The 5597-nt window shown below is 45.3% G+C and carries 5 protein-coding genes; 4 read left to right on the forward strand and 1 reads right to left on the reverse strand.

The window, feature by feature from the left end; translation table 11 throughout:
• Window positions 1-218: 218 nt before the first annotated feature.
• Window positions 219-2717 (reverse strand): penicillin-binding protein 1A, encoded by a 2499-nt coding sequence (locus AACQ17_RS05465; RefSeq protein WP_017049209.1) that lies wholly within the window; start codon window positions 2715-2717, stop codon window positions 219-221.
• A gap of 149 nt (window positions 2718-2866) precedes the next feature.
• Here AACQ17_RS05465 and pilM point away from each other — a divergent pair, with 149 nt between their 5' ends.
• The 4 genes from pilM to AACQ17_RS05485 are packed head-to-tail and all read left to right on the forward strand — an operon-like array spanning window position 2867 to window position 5563.
• Complete coding sequence (gene pilM, locus AACQ17_RS05470; protein WP_094165236.1) at window positions 2867-3877, forward strand: type IV pilus assembly protein PilM; 1011 nt, start codon at window positions 2867-2869, stop codon at window positions 3875-3877.
• Window positions 3867-4469 carry a PilN domain-containing protein gene (locus tag AACQ17_RS05475; protein WP_017047271.1) on the forward strand — a complete coding sequence of 201 codons (603 nt, stop codon included), beginning with the start codon at window positions 3867-3869 and terminating at the stop codon, window positions 4467-4469. The genes pilM and AACQ17_RS05475 overlap by 11 nt, the downstream gene beginning before the upstream one ends.
• Entirely contained in the window at window positions 4462-5055 is a 594-nt protein-coding gene (locus AACQ17_RS05480) for a type 4a pilus biogenesis protein PilO (RefSeq protein ID WP_094148094.1), read from the forward strand. Before AACQ17_RS05475 ends, AACQ17_RS05480 begins: the two co-directional genes overlap by 8 nt.
• Window positions 5042-5563 (forward strand): pilus assembly protein PilP, encoded by a 522-nt coding sequence (locus tag AACQ17_RS05485; protein ID WP_013855888.1) that lies wholly within the window; start codon window positions 5042-5044, stop codon window positions 5561-5563. Before AACQ17_RS05480 ends, AACQ17_RS05485 begins: the two co-directional genes overlap by 14 nt.
• Window positions 5564-5597 lie beyond the last annotated feature (34 nt).

The raw sequence follows: 5597 nt of genomic DNA on the forward strand, positions 1-5597 counted from the left end.
CTATTGATGAGCTCAATGGGCAAGAGGTCTGCGAGTGTTTCAACTTGATTGGGTTTATAACTATTGATGATATCGAGGGCTTGAGAAACGTGCATAAAAAAATCCGATAAACAAGGTCTATCGGATTTTTACATAAAGGTAGGATCATTCAACTGATCTGCCGATTAAAGTCTTAACTGATCGGCATTAGGCTAAATTTAGCCTCTTTTTACTGAGCTTTAGAATAGCTCTTCACCTGTAGGTGAAGAGTAGATGTTGTCAGAGACACTCTCTGCGACATACTCGGTTGGCTCTGTGCCTTGAATGAAGTATTCAAACATCGAGCTTGAATCAAACTTATTGGTTAACAAGCCGGTATCGATATCGATTCTTACCCGCACAATATTGGCGGGAATGGGTTTGTCTTGCGCTGGCACATCGACCAGTACTTGACGCATAAAATCAATCCAAGCAGGTTGTGCCGTTTTTGCTCCCGCTTCCGCACCGGATACACCATCGTCATCTACATTGCTGTTTTCGGTTGTCCTACCTAAGTTGCGGTTATGATCATCAAATCCGACCCAAGCAATAGCGACCATGCCCGGTGCATAGCCGTTGTACCACGCATCTTTGGAGTCATTGGTCGTTCCTGTTTTACCACCAATATCGCGACGCCCCAGCTTTTGTGCACGCCAGCCTGTACCATTCCAACCCGTTCCTTCACGCCAATTTCCGCCACCCCAAATATTGCTGTACATCATCTCTCGGACAAGAAATGCGTTTTGTTCGGAAATTACTTGTGGAGCATAGTGCGATGCAACATCTTGTTCATCGAACTCATTTGTGTCTGGGGTGCATTGCTGTTGGCAAACGACTTTTGGTGTGGCTTGATACTCAAGTTTGCCAAAGGGATCTTCAACTTTGCTGATGTAATAGGGTTCAACATAATAGCCGCCATTGGCAAACACGGAATAGCCTTGCGCCATCTTAACCGGCGTTAAGCTTCCCGCACCTAAGGCAATGGTTTCTGAGCGTGGTACTTGGTCAATATCAAAACCAAAGCGAGTGAGATACTCACGTGTTTCATCCAGTCCAACAGCGCGTAGCACTCTCACTGCCATCACGTTTTTGGATTGAGCCAAGCCAACGCGAAGACGAGTTGGGCCAATATAAGTCGGTGGTGAGTTTTTAGGACGCCATGCTGTACCTTGGCTTTGGTCCCACTGGTTAATTGGCGCATCATTAATGAGCGTGGCTAAGGTCATGCCTTTATCGATGGCGGCAGAGTAGATAAAGGGTTTAATACTTGAGCCGACTTGGCGCACCGATTGAGTCGCACGGTTAAATTTATTGTGCACAAAGTTAAAGCCGCCAACCAGCGCCAGTACCGCACCATTTTCTGGGTTCATGGCAACAAAGGCAGTGTTGGCATTGGGTACTTGGCTTAAGTACCACTGTGGTGCTTCATCGGTGGTATGGTCATCACTGTATTCAGCACGATTACGTACCCAAATTTGTTCACCAGCGGCGATGATTTCCGTCGCTGTACTCGGAACCGGTCCTTGTCTAGAATCAGTTAAAAAACGGCGAGCCCAGTTCATGCCTTGCCATTCAATGGTCTGCAATCCTTGGTTCTTAACCCAAACCGTAGCCGATTGGCTGCTTACGTGGGTAACGACGGCTGGTAATAAATCTCCATAAGTCGGTTCATTATTTAAGTGTTCGGCCAGTTGCTGTTCATTCAATGGCGTTTGGCCTTCTTTCCAAACTACTTTTTCAGCACCGCGATAGCCATGACGCTCATCATAGGCGAGTAGGTTATTGATTGCAGCTTTACTCGCGGCTTGCTGCTGTTTGGAATCTACCGTTGTGGTGACAATCATGCCAGAGGTATAGGCTGACTCTTCACCATAGCGCTCCACCATCCATGAACGGGCGATTTCTGCCACATAAGGTGCATTAAGTTCAATTTCAGCACCGTGGTATTTCGACATTAAGGGCTCAGAGCGGGCTTGCGTATATTGCGCTGGGGTTATGTATTTCTCATCAAGCATTCTCTGTAGCACCACGTTACGGCGGTTAGTCGCGCGATCTAGAGAATAGATAGGGTTCATGGTTGAAGGTGCTTTGGGAAGTCCTGCAATCAGGGCAATTTCACTCAGTGTTAAATCTTTGACTTCTTTTCCAAAATAAACTTGGGCTGCCGCTCCAATTCCATACGATCGGTAACCGAGATAAATTTTATTGAGATAAAGCTCTAGGATTTCTTTTTTCGTCAGCAATTGTTCGATATGAATAGCGATAAAAATCTCTTTGATTTTTCGCATGATCTTCTTCTCATTAGAGAGATAGAAGTTACGAGCAAGCTGCTGAGTAATGGTACTTGCACCTTGTTTAGCGCTACCTGAGGCGATCACAGCCACCGCAGCACGAGTGATACCAATTGGGTCAAAACCATAGTGTTCGTAGAAGCGGCTATCTTCGGTGGCGATAATCGCTTCGATAAGTTCAGGCGGGATCTCTTCAATACGCAACGGAACTCGGCGCTTTTCTCCAAATTGGGCGATGAGCTTGCCATCTTGACTATAAACCTGCATCGGTGTCTGCAATTGTACATCACGTAAAGTCGCTACATCGGGGAGGTCTGGCTTCACGTAAAAATAGAAGCCAAATATCGTAGTGACTCCAAGAATAATGCAAATCAATGAAAGTAATAACAATCGCTTTATGAACTTCACCGGATAATCCCTGTTTAGTTAAGGCTGCCCTTATGCAAACCCTTGTACTCTAGGCTAAAAATTTAGCTCTAAAAATAAATTGTGGCTTATTTAACCTCAAAATAAGCAAATCGAGCTAAGCCTAAGCAGCGTTACTGGAGCTAAGCCGTATGGGTAAATCATTGGTTACGGGTATAGATATTGGCCACCATAGTATTAAAGCGGTGGTGTTAAAGCTAGCGGGTGATTCATATGCACTCGTCGGTTATAAAGAATTATTTATTACTGAGGACATATTCTCCGATAACCACACGCTGGATTATCAGAAAATTGTAAAGAAACTCAAAGAACTAAGAAAGGGTTTACCACTATTTAGTCGCAAAGTCGCCATATCGGTACCGGACAATGCGGTAATAAGTAAGGTATTACAGATAGATAGTGACCTGCAGGCGCGTGAAAAAGAGTTTGCTATTTATCAGGCATTTTCTCATCAGTCACCGTTCCCGATAGAAGAACTGAGTCTCGATTTCGTCAAAGTGATGGAAAAAAGCGTAAGTCGCAGTAGCACCGTAAGTTATCAAGTTTACGCCACTCGTAAAGACGTCGTGGAAAGCCGTGCGTTAGCGGCTCAAAAAGCGGGCTTTTTACCGATCGCGGTTGATGTGCAAATACACAGTTTGTTAAACATTTGGCAGTTGGCGAGCAGGGCACAACATCGCAGCGATTGGATGCTCATGGATGTGGGTCATACCCAAACGGCGCTCTGTATTGATTTTACTGATAAAGCCCCTTTTCATAAAGAAATCCCTCTCGGTTGTCAGTGGTTGTCCCAAGACAGCGCGATGTCGGGCACCAATGCGGAATTAGCCGATAAAAACGAGCGCTTTGTGCATGAGTTGATCGAGCGACTTCAACGTCAGTTGCAGCTTTTCACCTCCGTCAATGGCGCGGGTAGTTTAGCAGGCATTTGGCTCTCAGGTGGTGGTGCAGATACTCCGATGTTGGCGCAAGAGATCTCGCGGCGTCTCAAGCTTGAGTGCGAGATTCTCGATCCCTTCCTTCTGTTTAACAATAAGTTAGCGAAACGCCAGCGAGGTAAGCAGTCTGGGCAGAGTTTTAGCACCGCAGCTGGTCTTGCACTGCGTGGTATCGAGTGGTTGGAGTCTTCTCATGTTGCATAGTATTAACTTACTGCCTTGGCGAGAGGAACAAAGAGCGGCGCATAAGCGTCGTTTTATGGGCTTGGTCGTCTTAGGTGTGATGAGCGCTGTTGGTATTCAATGGGGTATCGGTTTGTATTTCTCTGGGCAAGCGCAGCAGCAAGAGTCTCGTCTGGCCTATTTGAATCAATACATTCAGCAGCTTGATAAACAGATCAATGCATTAAAAATGACGGAACAAGAACACAAGGCACTATTAACTCGCTTATCGGTTGTTGAGTCATTGCAAAGTCAACGCAATAAAACCACCGAGTTGATGAACCTGATGCCACAGCTTATGCCTGAAGGAGTCTACGTCGATAAGATCAAAATGAATGGTGAAGAAATTGAAATTACGGGCATCAGTGACAGCACTGCGCGTCTTGCGACCATGCTCGATAATTTTGAAAAATCAGCCTTACTTTCCGATGTCAACATGCACTCTATCGTGCACGGTAATAAGCGATTTGGTAAGGAGTTTCAGACGTTTAAAGTGTCATTTATGTTTCATTCCCCGACACCACAGGGCTCTGTGCTAACCAAGATTCGGCCTACAGGAGCTGTCCATGACTAGTTTTCAAGATCTTGATATGGATGAAATGGCTGAATGGCCGTTGCTGCCTCAACTGCTGGTTATTTTGGTGTTGATGCTGATTATTCAAGGCATTGGCGCGTGGTTCTATCTTATGCCTCAAAATGAGCAACTGCAGAACTTAAAACAGCAAGAAGAGGTGTTGAAATCGACCTTACGGATTAAGGCTAGCAAAGCCGCCACCTTACCCCAGTTGCAAGCTCAACTGGATGAATTAACTGAACGTTATGATTTTTTATTACGCCAATTACCCGTGCAAAAAGAGCTCGCAAGCATGCTCGCATCGGTCAATGAACTAGGGCTAGATAACGCGTTAACCTTTACACGTATTGATTGGGGAGAAAAACAGAATAAAGAGTTTCTGTATCGTTTGCCGCTCAATATCGAATTAACTGGGAATTACCACGACATTGGTGATTTCTCAGAGGCGATCGCGAAATTGCCCCGCATTATTAATTTCGATGATGTTGATTGGCAACGGGTTAGCCAGGAAAGCAGCACGTTACATTTTAGGGTGCGCGCTTATACCTATCAATTCAAGCAAGAGGTGGACGATGAAAAACAATAATCTGCTGCTGATGGTGCTGTTTAGTACCAGTGTATTGGTTGGTTGTAAGGCGAATCAAGATTCATTGAAGGTTTATGTGGAGCAGGTCGAGGGGCAAGCACGCAAAGAAGTCTCCAAATTAAAACCCATTATTCAATTTGAAGTTGCTCATTATGCGCAACATGAATCCCGCGAACCTTTTGTGCTGCCTAAAGAAGCGATTGTACAAAATCAGCCTGTAGTGAAGGCAGACTGCTGGCAACCTCCGGCTCGCAGTAAAAATGGCCAGCTAGAGCGCTATCCGCTTAATCAACTGCGATTAAAAGGCGTGATGAGTAGCGGGGGCGCGGTATCGGCATTAGTGCAAACGCCCCAAGGCAAGGTCGTCAACGTGAAAGCGGGACAATATTTAGGTTTGAATCACGGCAAAGTTACTCGAGTTAATTCCAATTACCTGCTGATCAATGAAACCTTGCCAGACGGCTTAGGTTGTTGGAATCAACGTAACGTCAAATTGGCTCTGAAATAGAATTTGAATTTAGAGAAATCACTATGATTAAAGG

Source organism: Vibrio sp. V10_P2A27P122, from assembly GCF_963874335.1.
GTDB classification, from domain to species: domain Bacteria; phylum Pseudomonadota; class Gammaproteobacteria; order Enterobacterales; family Vibrionaceae; genus Vibrio; species Vibrio anguillarum.